This window comes from Halovibrio variabilis (assembly GCF_007991175.1).
Classification (GTDB): Bacteria; Pseudomonadota; Gammaproteobacteria; order Pseudomonadales; family Halomonadaceae; genus Vreelandella; species Vreelandella variabilis.
Window position 1 is genome coordinate 89,166 of sequence record NZ_BJXV01000004.1, and the last position, 16,481, is coordinate 105,646.

Sequence of the window (16,481 nt, forward strand, 5' to 3'; positions counted from 1 at the left end):
TTCGTAACAAAATCAATCAATGCCTTATCGTTAATACAACGACGTGGTTAATCAACTCACTCGCGTATACCCGCCGACAATACCTGGCTTACTCAGCACGAATTGCCATAGCTGTATTTCCCTGGCGCGAAAAGCACCCGCGCAGCTGAGCAGATAATAGCGCCACATGCGGTAAAACTGCTCGCCGAACTGCTCTTTAAACACCGGCCAGCTAGCCTCGAAATTGTCACACCACGCCATTAACGTACGGTCGTAATCAGCGCCAAAATTATGCACATCTTCGACCACGAACAGCGCTTCTGCGGCATCGGCGACTTGCCCTAAGGTAGGCAATTCGCCATTGGGGAAAATATACTTGTCGATCCAGGGATCGGTGGCCGTATTCGCTATATTTTTGCCAATGGTATGCAGTAAAAACAGGCCATCGTCTTTCAAACAGCGGTGGGCGACATTCATGTACTCGCGGTAGTTTTTATGCCCCACGTGTTCAAACATGCCAATGCTGACAATACGATCAAACTGTTCCGTTTCTTCGCGATAGTCTTGTAAGCGAAACTCAATCGGCAAGCCGTGTTTAAGCAACCGTTGACCAAACTCAGCCTGCTCTTTAGAAATCGTCAGACCCACGCACTCGACACCGTAATGCTCGGCGGCATAGGCCATAAAACTGCCCCAGCCACAGCCGATATCCAGCACGCGCATACCAGGTTTTAGCTCAAGCTTGCGGCAGATGAGATCAAGCTTGGCCTCCTGGGCCTCATCCAGCGTTTGGGCATCTTTCCAGTAGCCGCAGGTATACGTCATCCGCTGATCGAGCATGGCAGCATAGAACTCATTGCCAAGGTCGTAGTGCTTTTCGCCTACCTCCCAGGCTCGCTTCGCCGTTTGACGGTTCAGCAGGCGCGCGCGTAGGGAGTGATAAACCAACTGGGTTGGTTTAATACGCCGCCCTAGCTGGGCACGCATTAAATTATAAAACAGCTCGTCTAGCCGCTCAGCGTCCCAGTCGCCGTTCATATAGCACTCACCCAGGCCTAAATTTCCACGCGACAGGGCGTTATCGATCACGCCAGGGACTTTCAACTGCATATCCCATGGGCGATCACCGTTAAGTTGGATATCGGCTTCGGCTAACAAGTCGGCGGCAAAACGGTGGGAGGGCGAGGCTTCATCGAAACCAATAGAGGTTCTCTCAACGGCAGGCATATTCATGACAGTCTCCTCTGGCTGTTCCCGTAAATGAATAGTTAGCAACCTGCCTATCAGCGTAGAACCGCATTACCACATTAGCATCATTTGATAGGGACTTTTTATAGGCGTAAGACACAAAAAAGCCGACCCCCTGGCTTCAGAGGGCCGGCTTTAAAGCGCTTGCTAACGCAATATTAAAACGGGAATTTTGCTATTACGCAGCATGGCGGTTGTAGTGCTACCGACTAGCAAGTGGCGAATACGCGAGTGCCCATAAGCGCCCATCACCATCAAATCAATGGCCTTTTCCTGCTGATACTCGCCCAGCGTCGTTTCTACCTCACCTGCGCGAATAGCACCTTCCGCCGCATGGTCTGCTTCGCGTAGGGTCGTCAACGCCCACTCTAGCTGAGAACGATTTTCTGCTGTTTCTGCCCCCACAATCACGATGTGGCAAGCAACGCCGTTAAACAACGGGCTTTTCGCCAGCATCTCGACGCCTTTACGCGCCGTTTTACTGCCGTCAAACGCCATCATAACGTTTTCAGGTCGCTTAAAGGTCTGCGGCACCATCAAAATCGGGCGGTGCATTTCGCGCACCACCCGTTCTAGGTTAGAACCCAGATGCCCACTGGCTTGATGGGCCGTCTCACCGCGTTTGCCCACCACCAGCAAACGCATCTCTTTTTCAAGTTCAACCAGCGTTTCCACCAGCGTGCCATTCAACTGACGAGTGACAGGTGCTGTCACGCCGTCTTCAATGGCCCGCGCCTTGGCAGCATCCAGCATTAACCGCCCCTGCTCACGGTTTACCTTTGCGCGCTGCTCATCAAGTTCAGAAAGCTCTTTCATCAAGCGTTCGCGGGCGCCAAAGCGCAGATTACCCGACAAATTGGTGTCAGCGGGGGGCTGTGAGTGGTTATCCACCACGTGGACAAAGGTAAGCGGCGCCGCTAATGCAAGGCTTGCCCAGGCGGCGTAATCACAAACGCCTTCTGAAAACTGCGAACCGTCAATGGCGGCCATTACTTGATCAGTCATTGTGCTCTCCTTGCGGGCTTAGTGGCCGCCCATCAGTTTTTCAACGGCTTCTGGGTCATTGTGTACGGCGTAACGGTCAACAACGGTTGCGCTCGCTTCATTCAAACCGATCATTTCGACCTCAGTACCTTCGCGGCGGAACTTAATCACGACCCGGTCAAGCGCCTGCACCGCCGTAATATCCCAGAAATGCGCGCGGGAAAGGTTAATAGTGACCTTATCAATGCTCTCTTTGAAATCGAATGCCGCTATAAAGGTTTCTGAAGAAGCAAAGAATACCTGGCCCACCACCTGATATTCGCGCTCTTTACCCGCCTCTATTTCAGTTGAGCCAATGTAGAGAATGTTGCCGACTTTATTGGCAAAGAACAGCGCCGCCAGAAGCACCCCAACAAAGACGCCAATCGCCAGGTTATGGGTACCTACCGTCACGACAACGGTGGCCACCATGACGATATTGGTACTCATAGGGTGCTTTTTCAGGTCGCGAATTGATTCCCAGCTGAAGGTGCCGATCGACACCATAATCATGACCGCCACCAGTGCCGCCATGGGGATTTGCGAGACCCAGTCGGCCAGGAAGACCACCATCAGCAGCAGTGCGATACCGGCAATTAACGTTGAGGTACGACGACGACCACCGGATTTAATGTTGATGACCGACTGCCCGATCATGGCGCAACCCGCCATACCACCGATTAAACCCGCACCAATATTGGCAATGCCCTGACCTTTACACTCGCGGTTTTTATCGCTTTTGGTGTCGGTTAAGTCATCAATAATGGTCGCTGTCATCATTGACTCAAGCAGGCCAACAACCGTCAACATTAGCGAATAGGGCAGGATAATCATCAACGTCTCTAAATTCAGCGGCACGTCGGGCCACAAAAATATCGGCAGGCTATCGGGCAGCTCGCCCATATCGCCAACGCTGCGAATTTCCATGCCGGTGAGCATATACACGGCGGTGAGCACGACAATACAGACCAGCGGCGAAGGGATCATCCGGCCGACAACGGGTACATAAGGAAAGCCGTAGATAATTGCCAGACCCGCTGCCGTCATGGCATAAACGTGCCAAGTAACGCCGGTTAATTCAGGCAGCTGTGCCATGAAGATGAGAATTGCCAGTGCGTTAACGAAGCCCGTGACCACAGAGCGCGAGACAAACCGCATCAGATCGGCAAGCTTCAGGTAACCCGCGATAATCTGCAGCACACCGGTCAACAGCGTGGCGGCCAGCAGGTATTCCAAACCATGCTCTTTTACCAGGGTAATCATCAGCAGCGCCATGGCGCCGGTCGCCGCTGAAATCATGCCGGAACGACCACCGGCAAAGGCCATAATCACACAGATAGCGAACGAGGCGTAAAGGCCGACCTTGGGGTCAACGCCCGCAATGATCGAGAACGCAATGGCCTCGGGGATCAGCGCTAGCGCCACGACAATCCCTGCAAGGGTGTCGCCCTTGAGGTTAGAGAGCCAAGATTGTTTAAACTTTTCGTACATGCGAGGGGTCCACGGTTTTAGGTTAACGACAGGCAAAAGCGGTCATACAGCGCAGCTAGTAACGAGCAGCGCCGCCAACATTGAGTACACTGAAATGATCAGCTTTTATTATATAAAATAGTGAGCAAGCGTTTAGGTACTGCTAAATTTAAGTGTTGCTAAATTTAAGTACCACAAGGTAATGACAGCGCGATGAATGCACTATCAGCACCTAAAAAAGGCAGGAGGGCTAGGGCGGAGTCATCAGCCCTGAAAAGCGATGTAGTAATGCGATCATTGGCAAAGATTCTTTGACGGTTGCAAAAACTGTTACGAAAAGAGTATTGCGTAAAGCAAGGTGCGACAAAGTGTCGTATATTACCAGCAAAACTGCTGCATTGCACCTAACGGCTAACCTCCCCGACTAGCCCCACCGCTGAGTGGTCAATCGCTACGTAAGTCAGAGTGACCTTGTACCCGGTTCTGACGTACCATTGCGCCACTAAAACACCATCAATTACCCACTATCCACGTTGAAGCGGCACGGTTTTTCCGCCGATAAGCAGATTAAAGAGGAGTAGTACATGAGCCAATCTATTGCTGTCATCAAGGGCGACGGTATCGGACCCGAAATCATGGATGCTACGCTGCGTGTACTCGACGCGCTAGATTGCGGCTTAGCCTACCAACATATCGATGCAGGCTTAGGCGCGCTGGAAAAGCACGGCACGCTGATTCCACAGGCGTCACTCGACACCATCGAACAGCTAGGCATTGCGCTCAAAGGCCCGTTGACAACGCCGATTGGCAAAGGCTTCTCCTCGATTAACGTACAGCTACGGCGCCATTTTGACCTTTACGCCAATGTGCGCCCGGCGATTAGCTTCCCTGGCACTCGCTCGCGCTATGACGATATCGACATGATCACCGTGCGCGAAAACACCGAAGGTGCGTACCTCGCCGATGGCCAGGAATATACCGACGACGGCAATACCGGCATTTCGGTCATCAAAGTGACCCGCAAAGGCTCTGAACGCATCGTGCGCTATGCCTTTGAGCTGGCCAAAAACAACGGCCGTAAAAAAGTGACTGCGGTACATAAAGCCAACATCATCAAAACCAGCTCGGGGCTGTTTTTGGATGTCGCGCGTGAGATTGCCAAAGAGTACCCCGAGATCGAATTCCAGGAAATGATCGTCGATAACGCCTGCATGCAGCTGGTGATGAATCCGCATCAGTTTGATGTAGTGGTCACCACTAACCTGTTTGGCGATATCCTTTCTGACCTATGTGCCGGTTTGGTCGGCGGTTTGGGTCTGGCCCCTGGCGCCAACATTGGTGAAAAGGCCGCGATCTTCGAGGCCGTGCACGGCTCAGCGCCGGATATCGAAGGCAAGAACATTGCCAACCCTTGCGCGCTACTGCTGGCCGCCGCCCAGATGTTGGATCACCTGGGCATGGCGGAGAAAGGCACCGCCATCCGCCAGGGTATTCGTACCGTGCTGGAAACCCGCCAAGACATGGTCACCCCCGATATGGGCGGCACCGGCACCACCGACTCCTTCGCCCAAGCCCTGGTTGAGTACGTGCAGGGTTAAAATCGCTTACGCGGTTAAAAACGGTAGCGCAATAAACGCATGGCATTGAGGGTGACCAATACGGTTGCCCCAGTGTCGGCCATGACGGCCACCCACATGCCCGTAATGCCCAGCACCGTAGAGATTAAAAACAGCGCTTTAAAGCCCAGCGCTAACGCCACGTTGGTTTTGACGTTACGCATGGTAACCCGTGAGAGCGTGATCATTTCGGCGATCCCACCTACGCGGTTTTTAAGCAGCGCGGCGTCGGCGGTTTCCAATGCCACGTCCGTGCCGCTGCCCATCGCAATGCCAACTTCTGCCGCCGCAAGCGCTGGGGCATCGTTGATACCATCGCCTACTTTACCTACCGGCCCCAGCCCTTGCGCCTGCCAATCGCGCACGCGCTGAGCTTTATCTTCGGGCATTAGCTGGCCTTCTGATTGAATGCCCAGCCGCTCACCGATAGCGGCCACCGTACGGGCATTGTCACCGCTGAGCATCACGGCCTGCACGCCTAGGCGCTCTAGCGCTTGCAGACCCTGACGCGCATCTTCGCGGGGCTCATCACGAACGGCAATAAGCCCCAAGGGGCGCTGATTTTCGACCAGCACGGCGAGGCTTTTACCCTGATTTTCCAGCGCAGCGATGCGTTCATCCCAGCCGCTGGGGCGGTGAGCAAAACGTTGCAAATAGCGCGGGCTCACCAGCATTAAATCGCGCCCTGCCACCTGCCCGGCAACGCCCTGCCCTGCCAAGGCATACGCGGCTTGCACGGTCGGTATCGCCGCCCCCTGCTGCTGGGCATGCTCGCTAATCGCCACGGCCAGGGGATGACTCGACCCTTGTTCTAAGGCGGCGGCTAAACGCAAGATATCGCTCGCATCATCACTGTCCTGGAGGCTTTCCACGTCAGTGACGATGGGCGTTCCCGCCGTGAGCGTGCCGGTTTTATCCAGCGCGACCCGCTTAAGCTTGCCTAGCTGCTCTAATACCGCGCCGCCTTTTATTAGCAAACCATGCCGGGCGCCCACGGATAAACCGGCGGCAATGGCCGCTGGCGTTGAAATCACCAGGGCACAGGGGCAGGCAATGAGCAACAGCGCTAGCGCACGGTAAATAGACTCTGACCACAACATCGACGAGACCAGCGGCGGCGCAATAGCGACCAACAGCGCCACCCCAACCACGGCGGGCATATAGTAAAACGCAAAGCGGTCGATAAAGCGCGCCACTGGGGCTTTCGCCGCCTGAGCCTCCTCCACCAACTGGATCACTCTAGCAATCGTGTTGTTTTCAGCGCTACGCGTTACCTCGACCTCTAACACCCCGTCCAAATTCACGGTACCGGCAAACACCGGGTCCTTGACTTCCCGCGCCCGTGGCACCGATTCGCCGTTCACCGGGGATTCATCAACAGAGGATTGCCCCGCCATAATGTGCCCATCGCAAGGCAGTCGATCACCCGGGCGCACCTGCACCCGTTGACCCGGGATCAGGGAGGCGGCAGCGACTTCGCGCACTTCGCCCTGCTCGAGCAACCGTGCAGTGGAGGGCGTCAGTTTGGCGAGCGATGCAATACTGCGGCGCGCCTGGGTAGAGGCCACACCTTCGAGCAATTCACCCACCGCGAAGAGAAACACAACCACCGCGGCTTCAGCGGCGGCATTGATCGCCAGCGCCCCTAACGCGGCGATACTCATCAGCATTTCAATGGTGAAGGGGTTGCCCAGTTTAAGCGCCTGCCAGGCCGCACGCACAATGGGGACCAGCCCCACCAGTGTGGCGGCTATAAAGGGGCCGCTACCCAGCGTCGGCCAAGCGACATGAAGTACCCATGCCAAGCATAGCAAAGCCCCACTGACGATCACCAAACGCCCTTTTGCCGATTGCCACCACCTGGATGACGACGCTGTTGAAGCACTGTCGTCGGCCTCATCGATCACCGTATAGCCCAACGCCTGTATGGTTTTAGCGATCGCATTGCGCGACAGGGTTCCCCCCTCATCGGCGGACACCCGCACCCGGCCGTTCAGGGCGCTTGCAGAAACGTGTCCCACTGGTTCTAAACGCTGCAATGCGGATTCAACTTTACGTTCGCAGCCACCGCAATCCATGCCCTCTACGCGCAGCGTCAACGTGCTGGGGTCGTGGGGTACTGCTTGCTGCGCTGGTGGTGTCATCGCTTTGCTCTCCAATATCGCCTATCTTGGTAGTAGGGTAATACCTATAGCGACTAGAGGTTCAAGCAATGAGTGAGCAAAGCGCCAAAAACGACGTAATGGGCATTGGCGAGTTGGCAAGCCGCACTGGCTGCAAGCCGGAGACGGTGCGCTATTATGAGCAGATTGGCTTACTGCCCGCCACCCAACGCAGCGAAGGCAATCAGCGTCGCTATGACGAAGCGAGCGTTAAGCGCTTGCTGTTTATTCGTCACGGGCGGGATTTTGGGTTTTCAGTTGAGGCGGTAAGAGAACTGCTGGAAATGGCCGACCATCCGGCCATGCCCTGCCATCAGGCTGACAAGTTGGCAAAACGGCATCTCGCTGAAGTGGAATCACGGTTACAACGGCTAGCGGCGCTGCGCGATGAGCTGCAGCGTATGATTAACCAGTGTGCCGGTGACAATATCGGCCATTGCCATGTCATCGACGTGCTTAGCGACCACCGCCTATGTGAGCATTCTGGGCCCCACGGCGGCGCCGATGTGCTGCGTTAATGCTAGCCATTCAAGCTGTTTTTAGCCCAGCCATACGTCTAGGAACAACATAATCACTAGGCCCATCGCCAAACCGAAGGTGGCTTTTTTCTGGTGCCCGCAGCGGTGGGTTTCGGGGATAATTTCGTGGCTGATCACATACAGCATGGCGCCGGCGGCAAACGCTAACCCCCAGGGCAGTAATATCTGCGAAACGCTGACGATGCTCGCGCCAAACAGCCCGCCAATGGGCTCAATCAGCCCCGTTAGCGCGGCAATCGACCACGAGCGCCATTTTGAATAACCCTCGCCCATCAAGGCGACCGCCACGGCGAGCCCTTCTGGCATATTCTGCAGGCCAATGCCGATAGCCAGCGGCATGCCGCCTTCTAAACCATTGGCGCCAAACCCCACGCCCACTGCCATGCCTTCCGGCAGGTTGTGGATAGTAATCGCAAACACAAACAGCCATACACGGCGCAGCGAAGCGGCTTCCGGCCCCTCGCGCCCCTGGGCAAAGTGTTCGTGGGGAAGGTATTCGTTGAGCAGCGCAATCGCGCCCATCCCAAGCAAAATAGCGGTACAAACAATCGCGGCGGGAATGGGACCACCGGCGTAATAAATTTCCGCCGCCTCCAGCGCTGGAATAATCAGCGAAAAGAACGATGCGGCCAGCATAACGCCCGCGGCAAAGCCGAGCGCTAGATCACGAAAACCCCGGCTAGGTGTTTTGCCTAGCAGCGCCGGTAGCGCGCCAACGGCGGTCAATAGGCCAGCGACTAAGCTACCTAGAAAACCTAATAACAACGTATTTTCCATTATTGGGCCTAAAAAACACCCTGCTGAATGCGCCCTGGGCTCAGCGCAATCCACGCAAAATATTGTTATTCAATTGTTCGGTTTGGCGTTGGCTAGCGCCGCTTTTGAGCAGCATTCGTAACCCCGACACCGAAAGCGTTAAGAAATAAGCTGAACTTTGTACATCACGCTCCGGGGAAATACTACCCTCGCGCTGCGCCTGCTCAATGACCTTGACAAAAAATTGGGTAATTGCCTGAACGCTCTGAACCGCAGCATCCGACACTGTCGAGCCGCTATTTCCCAGCTCGGTGGCCGAATTAAAAATCAGGCAACCCAAAGCCGCCTGTTCGCTCTCGGCCTGCTGAGCCATGTGTTGAAGTAAGCGTTCAATAAACTGCCAAGCACTGGCCTCCTGGGCAAGTGTCGCATTCAGAGACACCAGCAACTCTTCGCGATAACGCGCCAGCGCTCGAAGGAAAAGGGCTTCTTTGTTGCCATACGCCTGGTACAAGCTGCTGCGCGACAGCTGCATCGCCTCCAACAAATCACGCATCGATGTATGGTGGTAACCAGAGCGCCAAAAAGCGTTAACGGCGGCTTCCAGCGCCGTCTCTGGGTGATGCTGTAAGGGTCTGCCGAGACGCATTACACAATCCCAATAAAAGCCGTCATATTACGAGATAGATTAAGCCTAAGCAAAAGCATCCACTGAGTGGATGCTTCAGATTGGCGCCGTCGCTTCGCGACATTAATTAAGCAGCTCTAGGTTATGCTGAAGCCGTTTAACCCCGGCTTTGCCCGCTAAGGTAACTGATCAGTTGCCGTGACTGTAAATTATGGACTGAATGTTCCATAATCAATCGACAACAATGCAGCTACCCTGCGTTAGCTAATTTGTAATCGATCCAAGGAGAGTGAAATGGCCGATTTTCCGTTACACACAATAGACAGCGCACCCGAAGCCGCTAAGGCGAACCTGCAAGCCGCAGAAAAGAAGATGGGCTTCCTGCCCAATCTCTTTGCCAAAATGGCGGAAGCACCCACGCTACTCGAAGCCTATCTAGCGCTTGACGGCATCTATGCCAACACCAGCTTGAGCCCTGTGGAACAACAGGCGGCCCTGCTTGCCATCAGCGCCGATAACCACTGTGCTTTTTGCGTGGCGGCGCATACCGGCAGTATTAAACAGGTTGGCGCCGACGACGAGCTCGTCAAAGATCTCCGCGAACGCACAACACCCAACGATGCCAAGCTGGCCGCCGTGACGCGCTTTGCACGCCACTTGAATGCTCAGCGTGGCTGGGCCGAGCAGGCCGAGCTGGATGCCTTTTTTGAGGCAGGTTTCACCCAGCAGCAGGTCCTGGAACTGGTCATTGCCTGCGCGCTGAAAACGCTCTCGAACTACACCAACCACGTTGCCGCTACGCCGCTTAACGAAGAGCTCAAACCGCTTGCCTGGGAAGCGCCGGCGTCCTAACGCATGTTTATCTGTGGCCGCCTGCAGCTGCGGGACAGTGGTGCCGCTGAAGATACCGTGCAGGACACACTGGTCACCGCGCTGGAAAAACATGATGCCTTTGCCAGACGCTCGGCGTTTGAAACCTGGGTATTTGGCATATTGAAAAATAAACTTTTGGAACGACTTCGTCAGCAGCGTCGCTATGTCGCTGATATTCAGCAGCGCGGCAATGGCGGATATATTATTGACGCCCAACCAGATCATGACATGGCCAACCCGCCGTTTTGACGGTGAAACCCACTACGAAATTGTCACCAAAGCGGGCGACGACTACCCTGCTCGCGTCTATGTGGTACGCAAAACGGGGTTGCTGCCCTGGCAAGTACAATCCGTCAACTATGTATGGTCATCCACGCAAGATGCTGGCAGCACCTGGACCAATGCGTTTACTGACCGCGCCGAATTAATGGCTCTGCAAGGGGGCACGTTCAAGGTGGGCGAGTGGGTCTCTGAGGTACGCGATGTGCGTGCCGACTTCGCAACACTTTTTGGCAGCGCCCCCAGCCATGTTGATGGCGTTGCTTTAATGAGTGATGGCGATAATTCGGGAAGCAATGCAACCGCGTGGTTTACGCAGTTAGCTTTTAGCAGCGAGCCAACCGCTAACGCTTGCCCTTAACGAACAGCGATTTGCTTAACCGTCGGTACCTTTTAAGTTTAAAAAAGCGTTACACCCATGGTCCGACCATCACACCCTTCCCTTTCGATAACATGCCCTCCTGTGAAAATTATACTAAAGATGTACAAAAAAGTGACATCAGATCCATTTTCAATTAAGATTTAAATTATACACAAACTGTACAAAAGAAACCGTATCGGCCACTCTTCGACGACGCCTAGACTGCCTTAATAATGTTGTGGCCTACAGTCTATCGTGCAACATTACTTATTGGAACAATGAAATTTGGAAAAATTACGATTAAAACACTATAAATCAATAATTTAAAATATCACCAGGACTCATAAATGCAAAATTTTGTGTCATACCGCTAGAAACTAATGCTTAGAAAACGCCACTGTTCTAACCTTATACACATAATTTAAACAGACTCGTTGACAGGAATAGCAATGCTCTCACTTCTCGCTCCAAATGGTTTACACAGCGCCCTGTACCAACACACCGCTTGTATCACTTTTTCACCTGATGGGATTATTCAGAAGGCAAGTGAGCAGTTCCTGACCACCATGGGTTACACCCTTGAACAGATAAAAGGCCAACACCATCGGATTTTCTGCTTTCCTGAAGAAAGCAGCCGCCGCGAGTACCTGACATTTTGGGAAACGCTAGCCGACGGCCATAGCCAGCAGGGGCGCTTTAGGCGTACCAATGCTCAAGGCGAGGAAGTCTGGCTAGAGGCCACTTACTTACCCATTAGCAATCGCCGCGGCAAAGTCGTGTCTATTATGAAAATAGCCAATGACGTTACCACCGACCACCAAGAAGCCGAACGTAAAAATGCCGTATTGGCAGCATTGGATAGTTCCATGGCAGTGATTGAGTTCACGCCCAGTGGTGAAATTCTAAATGCCAACGCCAATTTTGAGCGTGCCATGGGCTATCGCAATGAGCAGTTAGTCGGTGTACACCACCAGATATTTTGCCCGCCTGATTTTTATCATGCGAATCCGCATTTTTGGGAGAACTTGGCAAAAGGTGAGTTCATTCAGGGTAAGTTTGAGCGTTTGGATTCGCGTGGCACCAGTGTCTGGCTAGAAGCGACTTACAATCCCATCCAGGATAGCCATGGCAAGGTGGTGAAAGTGGTCAAGTTTGCCACCGATATCACGCGCTCCGTAGCCGCCGCTGAATCAGCGACGAGGGCCGTCACCGCGGCTCAAAGCACCTCATCTCAGACGGAGCAGATTGCACAAAACGGACTTAATCATTTACAGCGCGTTGTCAGTGATTCTGAACAGGCGGCCCAAACCCTGGCAGAGGCGCAGCAGTTGATTGCCGCGCTGAACCAACAGGCGCAAAGTATTAATAGTATTACCGAGTCAATTGCCCGTATCGCCAATCAAACCAACCTGCTGTCGCTAAACGCTGCGGTAGAAGCCGCTCGTGCAGGCGAACAAGGTCGGGGGTTTGCGGTGGTTGCCAATGAAGTACGCCGTTTAGCCAAAGGCTCCAGCGAAGCGGTGGAGGATATTACCCGCGTGCTCAAAGAAAATAGCGCCTTGGTAGAACGCACGACTCACGCCATGCAGCAGGTCGTCGAGCAGGGAAAATCAAGCCAAGTGAGCGTGGGCGAAATTGAAACCATTGTTAACGAGATCCTCACCGGGGCGCGTAGTGTTTCAAGCTCCATTGAACAGTTAGCGCTTGAATCTGCTTGATCAGCAGCATAAAAGCCAGCACCGAGGCGCTGGCTTTGTTGATCAAACGACGTATCTTATGGGAACCGTGGCTTGCCTACACTAAAGCTCCCTTAACGCAGCGGCGTTTTGCGCAGATACGGTAAGACCGTTTCGTATTCACCGTACTTCAGTTTGGCATCTTCATCAGACACGCTGGGCGGAATGATCACATCCTGACCAATCGCCCAGTCGGCCGGCGTGGCTACGCCGTGCGTCGTGGTGGTTTGTAACGCATCCAGGGCGCGTAGGATTTCGGCAAAATTACGCCCGACGGTCATCGGGTAAGTCATCGAAAGCTTCAACCGCTTATCCGGCCCGATAATAAATACCGAGCGCACCGTCGCGCTGTCTGCGGGGGTGCGGCCATCGGGCAGGTAGGCATCTTCCGGCAACATGTCGTAAAGCTTGGAGACCGTCAGCCCTTCATCGGCGATAATCGGAAAATCAACATCGCTGCCGCCAACGGATTGAATATCATCGCACCAGCGCTTGTGATCCGCTACGCCATCGACGGAAACACCGATCACTTTGGTATCACGCTTTTTCCACTCGGCGCTAAGCTTCGCGACGGCACCAAACTCGGTCGTGCATACCGGGGTGAAATCCTTGGGGTGCGAAAACAGGATTGCCCAGCTGTCGCCAATCCACTCGTGAAAGTTGATCGATCCGTGGCTGGTGTCCGCTTCGAAATCAGGGACGACTGCATTAATGCGTAGTGACATAGTTCCTCCTTCTTGGGCGTTAAACGCCTTAATAGCTTATTCGACTTTCAACACCTTCACTATAGAACATTTTGCGCTAAGACAGCGAATCATAAGACAATGTTCACTCTCCTAGCCCCTCTTTTTAAATACGTCATAGCCTACTATTTAAGCCCAGCGACTGGAGCGCCCCAGCACACCGCCTTTGACACCAAAATCCGTGGGTTGCCGCGCATTTTGAAGACTATATCAACATCATAGTGCGTCTCCATCCGCCAAAAGCAGACACTTCGCAGCAGGTGCGGTAGCCTTTTCGTTATTATTGAAAACACAGGCTATCCCGTTATGCGCGATCTGTTGGAACGCCAACAATCTTGGCTGTATTTGCTGTTTATTGTGGCGGGGCTGGGGGCAGGTTTTTGGTATCCCGTCATAATGGCACGCCTTGATGTGGTGCTATGGCCGCTATTGGGCGCGTTGCTGTATGCCACCTTCACTCAGATTCCGTTAACGCACGTTACCCAGGGCGCGCGCGACAGCCGCTTTATGGTGGCGTTGATGCTAGGTAACTTTGTAGTGATTCCGCTGGCCCTTTGGGCACTCATCGCGGTTTTCCCCTTTGCGCCAGCCGTTCAAGCGGGCGTCTTGTTGGTGTTGCTGGTGCCTTGCACCGACTGGTTTATCAGTTTCACACACCTGGGCAAAGGCGATACAGGCCGCGCGATTGCCGCCACTCCCCTGCTGCTATTGGTCCAGCTAATCGCCTTACCCGCGTATCTATGGCTGTTTCTGGGCGGTGATTGGTGGGAGTTTGCCCTTAGCACGCATTTATTGAGCGCTTTTGGCGGGCTGATTCTTACCCCGCTATTATTAGCCTGGCTTACCGAACGCCTGGCGCTAAAGCGCTCTGGGGTAAAACGCTTAGTAGCTGGCTTGGGCTACTTGCCGGTGCCATTGTTAGCACTGGTGGTCTTTGTGATTGCCGCGTCACAGGTCAATACCGTTATGGGGCTGAGCAGCGTATTAGGCCAAGTGTTATTGGTTTTTGTGGCGTTTCTGCTCTTCGCCGCACTGTTGGGCCGGATACTGGGTCGTTTGTTTGGCTTAAACGCCGCCAGTGCCCGCACCTTAACGTTTAGCCTGGGAACGCGTAACTCTTTCGTTATGCTGCCCATCGCTCTAACCCTGCCGGAGGTGTGGCAGGCTGCGGTGGTGGTGATTGTATTTCAATCGCTGGTTGAGCTGTTTGGCATGGTGGCCTACCTGCACTGGGTGCCTAAGCATCTGATACCCGATACGTTTGGTCAGCCTAATCCCAGTCACTAAAACGCCTCCACGTGGGAGGCGTCTCGATTTAGCGCATGCTGCTTTTCCAGTAACGCTTACGCGAACTTACGCGAACTTACGCGAACTTACGCGAACACCTCGGTCCATTCGCTGCGTTTCGCTAGCAGCCCTTTAGCGAGCTCTTGGGCACCCTCCAGGCTGTGGCTTGCCGCCCAGCCGCACTGCATTTCGTTACAGGCGGGCACTTCGGTGGCTTCCATCACATCATTGAGTGTTTTCTCAACGATCGCCACCACATCGTCGTAGTCGTCGTGGTTAATCATCGCGATGTAGAAGCCGGTCTGGCAGCCCATGGGGCTGATATCGACCACTTTATCGGTATGGTTGCGCGACATCTCCGCCATTAAGTGCTCAAGAGAGTGCAGCGCTGGCATGTCCATATGGCCTTTATTGGGCTGGCAAATGCGCAAATCGTATTTATGGATACGGTCGCCGTTCTGGCCTTCTTTGATATCGGCTAAACGGATGTAGGGCGCTTTTACCTTGGTGTGATCCAGGTTAAAGCTCTCAACGTTCATTTTCTTATCGGTCATATCACGCTCCTTTCTTTATCTATCAAGTTCTATCAAGCTATTTTGAACCAAGCCGCTGATGGCACTGGGCTCACACCTTGGGAGCATCAAAGTTCCATGGCTCATCGGTGTAAACGCAGACATTGGCGTCTTCAATATCGCCATCGGGCGCTTCGACGTGCTGAGCAAAGAAGTCTTGGATCTCTTTGCGCTGACAGTGCGCCTCAAACTCTTCGCGGCTTGCCCAAATTTCGTGAAACACAATTGGGTAACCGGTGCCTTGGGCGAAGGGGTTGTCGATCTGACGCGTCACCGTGTAATGAATACACGCGTCCTCGCGATGGGCATTTGGCTCGAGTGACTGAAGCGCTTTGAACACCGCTTCTTCTTTGCCAGGCTTGGGCTTAAAACCGGCAACACAGTAAATCTTTTCTGACATGAAATTATCCCTAAACGTTATGCGTACGCCATTATGCGGCTTGGCTAGACCAGTTGAAAGCTTAACGAATAATGCGTTCCGCCAGTGTTTCTAAATCTGTCACCGTCATATCAGGCTCAATACCCCAAGGGTCGAAAGGCGCGTCAGAGCTGCGCCGTACCCAAGCGCTTCGCAACCCGGCATGTGTGGCACCAATCACATCAAAGGGGTTACTGGACACCAGCCAAGTGTGTTCGGGCCGGGTCTCTAAACGGCTACGCAGATGCGAGTAAACAGCCGGGTCGGGCTTAAAGCGTTTTACCTCATCCGCGCTGATTACATCGTCCATATGGCTCTCGACGCCGGCTCTTTTCAAAAGCTTAGACACGGCATCTGCCGTACCGTTCGAGAACGCCACGCAGCGTATGCCCGCATCACGGAGCTGGTCCAGCGCCGGCACCACATCATCGAATGCCGGCAATTCGCCGTATATCGCCATGAGGTGATCATGGTCGTTATCCACAAGGCCGGTTTGTAGTGCCCGGTCGACGAACACCAGCGCTTCGCGGGTGCATTCGGAAAAGGGCACGTAAGCGCCCATTAAACCGTGGCGAAAGCTGTACTCAAGCTGTTTGTCCCGCCAACGGCGAGCAAACTCGGCCGCCTTAGCCGGCTCGGCAAGGCGGCGCTCCAGTTCAATCGTCACGCCTTGGGTGTCTATCAGCGTACCGTATACATCGAAAGCTAATACCGCTTGCATCGTTGGCTACTCCTTAACTTTCAACTCATGGTGACCTGCGTTCAGTCTATCGACTTATACCCAGCACTTA

At 53.9% G+C, this 16,481-nt stretch carries 17 protein-coding genes; 7 read left to right on the forward strand and 10 right to left on the reverse strand.

The window, feature by feature from the left end; genetic code table 11:
* Positions 1 to 51 precede the first annotated feature (51 nt).
* The 3 genes from cfa to HVA01_RS05030 form a co-directional block, all read right to left on the reverse strand.
* A complete protein-coding gene (cfa, locus tag HVA01_RS05020; protein ID WP_146873529.1) occupies positions 52 to 1,212 on the reverse strand; it encodes a cyclopropane fatty acyl phospholipid synthase in 1,161 nt (386 codons plus the stop codon).
* A 162-nt stretch (positions 1,213 to 1,374) separates the two neighbouring features.
* Positions 1,375 to 2,232, reverse strand: coding sequence for a universal stress protein (locus tag HVA01_RS05025; RefSeq protein WP_146873531.1), 858 nt, complete (start codon positions 2,230 to 2,232; stop codon positions 1,375 to 1,377).
* A gap of 18 nt (positions 2,233 to 2,250) precedes the next feature.
* On the reverse strand, positions 2,251 to 3,741 hold the full coding sequence (locus HVA01_RS05030) for a SulP family inorganic anion transporter (protein ID WP_146873533.1): 1,491 nt from the start codon (positions 3,739 to 3,741) through the stop codon (positions 2,251 to 2,253).
* Between the two features lie 563 nt (positions 3,742 to 4,304).
* On the opposite strand from HVA01_RS05030, the gene HVA01_RS05035 reads away from it, so the two are divergent.
* Entirely contained in the window at positions 4,305 to 5,318 is a 1,014-nt protein-coding gene (locus HVA01_RS05035; RefSeq protein ID WP_146873535.1) for an isocitrate dehydrogenase, read from the forward strand.
* A gap of 14 nt (positions 5,319 to 5,332) precedes the next feature.
* Here HVA01_RS05035 and HVA01_RS05040 read toward each other — a convergent pair whose 3' ends face one another.
* A complete protein-coding gene (locus HVA01_RS05040; protein ID WP_146873537.1) occupies positions 5,333 to 7,480 on the reverse strand; it encodes a heavy metal translocating P-type ATPase in 2,148 nt (715 codons plus the stop codon).
* Between the two features lie 68 nt (positions 7,481 to 7,548).
* Here HVA01_RS05040 and HVA01_RS05045 point away from each other — a divergent pair, with 68 nt between their 5' ends.
* Positions 7,549 to 8,016: a MerR family transcriptional regulator gene (locus tag HVA01_RS05045; protein WP_146873539.1), complete on the forward strand. Its 468-nt coding sequence runs from the start codon at positions 7,549 to 7,551 to the stop codon at positions 8,014 to 8,016.
* Between the two features lie 21 nt (positions 8,017 to 8,037).
* On the opposite strand, the gene HVA01_RS05050 is transcribed toward HVA01_RS05045, so the two are convergent.
* Both HVA01_RS05050 and HVA01_RS05055 read right to left on the reverse strand, forming a co-directional pair.
* A complete protein-coding gene (locus HVA01_RS05050) occupies positions 8,038 to 8,814 on the reverse strand; it encodes a ZIP family metal transporter (RefSeq protein WP_146873541.1) in 777 nt (258 codons plus the stop codon).
* A 40-nt stretch (positions 8,815 to 8,854) separates the two neighbouring features.
* Positions 8,855 to 9,442, reverse strand: coding sequence for a TetR/AcrR family transcriptional regulator (locus HVA01_RS05055; RefSeq protein ID WP_146873543.1), 588 nt, complete (start codon positions 9,440 to 9,442; stop codon positions 8,855 to 8,857).
* Positions 9,443 to 9,715: 273 nt separating this feature from the next.
* On the opposite strand from HVA01_RS05055, the gene HVA01_RS05060 reads away from it, so the two are divergent.
* The 4 genes from HVA01_RS05060 (at position 9,716) to HVA01_RS17755 (ending at position 12,652) form a co-directional block, all read left to right on the forward strand.
* The gene (locus HVA01_RS05060; RefSeq protein ID WP_146873545.1) at positions 9,716 to 10,273 is read left to right on the forward strand and encodes a carboxymuconolactone decarboxylase family protein; all 558 of its coding nucleotides are present in this window, start codon (positions 9,716 to 9,718) and stop codon (positions 10,271 to 10,273) included.
* Positions 10,274 to 10,276: 3 nt separating this feature from the next.
* Positions 10,277 to 10,543 (forward strand): sigma factor, encoded by a 267-nt coding sequence (locus HVA01_RS05065; RefSeq protein WP_246129474.1) that lies wholly within the window; start codon positions 10,277 to 10,279, stop codon positions 10,541 to 10,543.
* Positions 10,485 to 10,934: a DUF3047 domain-containing protein gene (locus tag HVA01_RS05070; RefSeq protein ID WP_246129476.1), complete on the forward strand. Its 450-nt coding sequence runs from the start codon at positions 10,485 to 10,487 to the stop codon at positions 10,932 to 10,934. Before HVA01_RS05065 ends, HVA01_RS05070 begins: the two co-directional genes overlap by 59 nt.
* 449 nt (positions 10,935 to 11,383) lie before the next feature.
* On the forward strand, positions 11,384 to 12,652 hold the full coding sequence (locus HVA01_RS17755; RefSeq protein ID WP_146873549.1) for a methyl-accepting chemotaxis protein: 1,269 nt from the start codon (positions 11,384 to 11,386) through the stop codon (positions 12,650 to 12,652).
* 92 nt (positions 12,653 to 12,744) lie between these two features.
* On the opposite strand, the gene HVA01_RS05080 is transcribed toward HVA01_RS17755, so the two are convergent.
* The gene (locus HVA01_RS05080; protein WP_146873551.1) at positions 12,745 to 13,395 is read right to left on the reverse strand and encodes a peroxiredoxin; all 651 of its coding nucleotides are present in this window, start codon (positions 13,393 to 13,395) and stop codon (positions 12,745 to 12,747) included.
* A gap of 324 nt (positions 13,396 to 13,719) precedes the next feature.
* Between HVA01_RS05080 and HVA01_RS05085 the strand changes: the two genes are divergently transcribed.
* Positions 13,720 to 14,700 carry an arsenic resistance protein gene (locus HVA01_RS05085; RefSeq protein WP_146873553.1) on the forward strand — a complete coding sequence of 327 codons (981 nt, stop codon included), beginning with the start codon at positions 13,720 to 13,722 and terminating at the stop codon, positions 14,698 to 14,700.
* Between the two features lie 86 nt (positions 14,701 to 14,786).
* On the opposite strand, the gene HVA01_RS05090 is transcribed toward HVA01_RS05085, so the two are convergent.
* The 3 genes from HVA01_RS05090 to HVA01_RS05100 form a co-directional block, all read right to left on the reverse strand.
* Positions 14,787 to 15,254 (reverse strand): S-ribosylhomocysteine lyase, encoded by a 468-nt coding sequence (locus HVA01_RS05090; RefSeq protein WP_146873555.1) that lies wholly within the window; start codon positions 15,252 to 15,254, stop codon positions 14,787 to 14,789.
* Positions 15,255 to 15,324: 70 nt separating this feature from the next.
* Positions 15,325 to 15,672 carry a putative quinol monooxygenase gene (locus tag HVA01_RS05095; RefSeq protein WP_146873557.1) on the reverse strand — a complete coding sequence of 116 codons (348 nt, stop codon included), beginning with the start codon at positions 15,670 to 15,672 and terminating at the stop codon, positions 15,325 to 15,327.
* A gap of 61 nt (positions 15,673 to 15,733) precedes the next feature.
* On the reverse strand, positions 15,734 to 16,411 hold the full coding sequence (locus HVA01_RS05100) for a haloacid dehalogenase type II (protein ID WP_146873559.1): 678 nt from the start codon (positions 16,409 to 16,411) through the stop codon (positions 15,734 to 15,736).
* Positions 16,412 to 16,481 lie beyond the last annotated feature (70 nt).

What these genes read in the sequence shown, in the direction of transcription:
- HVA01_RS05085 (WP_146873553.1), top strand. Translation starts at nt 13,720, where the DNA reads ATGCGCGATCTGTTGGAACGCCAACAATCTTGGCTGTATTTGCTGTTT.
- HVA01_RS05060 (WP_146873545.1), top strand. Translation starts at nt 9,716, where the DNA reads ATGGCCGATTTTCCGTTACACACAATAGACAGCGCACCCGAAGCCGCT.
- HVA01_RS05035 (WP_146873535.1), top strand. Translation starts at nt 4,305, where the DNA reads ATGAGCCAATCTATTGCTGTCATCAAGGGCGACGGTATCGGACCCGAA.
- HVA01_RS17755 (WP_146873549.1), top strand. Translation starts at nt 11,384, where the DNA reads ATGCTCTCACTTCTCGCTCCAAATGGTTTACACAGCGCCCTGTACCAA.
- HVA01_RS05055 (WP_146873543.1), bottom strand. Translation starts at nt 9,442, where the DNA reads ATGCGTCTCGGCAGACCCTTACAGCATCACCCAGAGACGGCGCTGGAA.
- HVA01_RS05070 (WP_246129476.1), top strand. Translation starts at nt 10,485, where the DNA reads ATGGCGGATATATTATTGACGCCCAACCAGATCATGACATGGCCAACC.
- HVA01_RS05080 (WP_146873551.1), bottom strand. Translation starts at nt 13,395, where the DNA reads ATGTCACTACGCATTAATGCAGTCGTCCCTGATTTCGAAGCGGACACC.
- HVA01_RS05030 (WP_146873533.1), bottom strand. Translation starts at nt 3,741, where the DNA reads ATGTACGAAAAGTTTAAACAATCTTGGCTCTCTAACCTCAAGGGCGAC.
- HVA01_RS05025 (WP_146873531.1), bottom strand. Translation starts at nt 2,232, where the DNA reads ATGACTGATCAAGTAATGGCCGCCATTGACGGTTCGCAGTTTTCAGAA.
- HVA01_RS05050 (WP_146873541.1), bottom strand. Translation starts at nt 8,814, where the DNA reads ATGGAAAATACGTTGTTATTAGGTTTTCTAGGTAGCTTAGTCGCTGGC.
- HVA01_RS05045 (WP_146873539.1), top strand. Translation starts at nt 7,549, where the DNA reads ATGAGTGAGCAAAGCGCCAAAAACGACGTAATGGGCATTGGCGAGTTG.
- HVA01_RS05040 (WP_146873537.1), bottom strand. Translation starts at nt 7,480, where the DNA reads ATGACACCACCAGCGCAGCAAGCAGTACCCCACGACCCCAGCACGTTG.
- HVA01_RS05095 (WP_146873557.1), bottom strand. Translation starts at nt 15,672, where the DNA reads ATGTCAGAAAAGATTTACTGTGTTGCCGGTTTTAAGCCCAAGCCTGGC.
- HVA01_RS05100 (WP_146873559.1), bottom strand. Translation starts at nt 16,411, where the DNA reads ATGCAAGCGGTATTAGCTTTCGATGTATACGGTACGCTGATAGACACC.
- HVA01_RS05090 (WP_146873555.1), bottom strand. Translation starts at nt 15,254, where the DNA reads ATGACCGATAAGAAAATGAACGTTGAGAGCTTTAACCTGGATCACACC.
- cfa (WP_146873529.1), bottom strand. Translation starts at nt 1,212, where the DNA reads ATGAATATGCCTGCCGTTGAGAGAACCTCTATTGGTTTCGATGAAGCC.
- HVA01_RS05065 (WP_246129474.1), top strand. Translation starts at nt 10,277, where the DNA reads ATGTTTATCTGTGGCCGCCTGCAGCTGCGGGACAGTGGTGCCGCTGAA.